1 protein-coding gene and 1 pseudogene are annotated in these 1,038 nt (G+C 58.8%); both read left to right on the top strand.

What is annotated here, in order from left to right; genetic code table 11:
* Positions 1-144: 144 nt before the first annotated feature.
* A pseudogene (locus B5X69_RS20790) lies at positions 145-703 on the top strand (dihydrolipoamide acetyltransferase family protein); the annotation flags it as partial.
* 147 nt (positions 704-850) lie between these two features.
* Positions 851-1,038: hypothetical protein (locus tag B5X69_RS21825; RefSeq protein ID WP_217699169.1), on the top strand; the 188-nt coding region annotated here is incomplete at its 3' end.

Raw genomic sequence — 1,038 nt, 5'->3', positions numbered from 1 at the left:
TGAGGTAACGTCGGTCATGGCGGGTGTAGCCTATGGCAATTTCTGTCCCGGAGCAGGGACGGCTTAGACACCCAATTTCTTACTTCAGAACAGAGCTTTACGCTACTCCCGCCTACCGCTCAGACACCCCTTGGTGCATAAGAGCGGCTAAATAGGACACGCGGGGCCAAGCCAAAGCTTACCATGTTACCGCTGCTGATCACCGCGGTATGCAAGTCCGTTCCCGACTTCCCGATGATCAATGGCCGTTACAACGACGAAGCGGGCGTGGTCATCCGCCACGGCGCTGTCCATCTCGGCCTTGCCACCCAGACCGATGCCGGGCTCATAGTACCAGTGATCCGCAATGCCGAACAGCGGAACATCTGGCAGCTTGCAGCCGAGATAGCTCGTCTCGCCGACGCGGCCCGTTCAGGTAAAGCCACGTTGGCTGAGCTATCGGGCTCGACGCTCACCATCACCTCGCTAGGGCCACTGGGGGGGTGCGACAACTCCGATCATCAACCGACCCGAGGTTGCCATCATCGGCCCTAACAAGGTCATCGAGCGACCCGTGTTCCGTGACGAGCATCTCGTTGCCGCCAAATTAATGAACCTCTCGGTCTCTTGCGACCACCGGGTGGTCGATGGCTGGGACGCTGCTAGTTTTGTCCAAGCGATAAAACGGTTACTGGAGACGCCGGCGCTATTGTTCGTGGAATAGCGTCTGCGTGCTGCGCGACAAACAAGGTGAGAATTGCCGACAAACAGGATGAGAATGGGCGGCGGTGTGTCTTTCGGGACGAGGGGCGAAGCCCCGAGGAGCGACAGACACACCGCCGCAGGCGTCTTTTCTTCTGGAAGGGGGCTTTTGGTGATCGTGACCTGCCAGGTGGAGCTTCTTCTGAAGGGGAGATGCGGTGCCTGGGAGCCATATCAACGATCATCAGGTGAGATATTATATGAAGATGAGACAGACAATGTCGCCGCGTTCAGCGGCGGCGTGTGCGGCGTTCAGCACGGCGACGGCGTATCGGCTGGAGGCGGATATGCGGCTTC

The sequence above is a fragment of the Sphingopyxis flava genome (assembly GCF_900168005.1).
Lineage (GTDB): Bacteria > Pseudomonadota > Alphaproteobacteria > Sphingomonadales > Sphingomonadaceae > Sphingopyxis > Sphingopyxis flava.
Note: the sequence above shows the minus strand (reverse complement) of the source record. Positions and strands in the feature narration are given on the sequence as shown.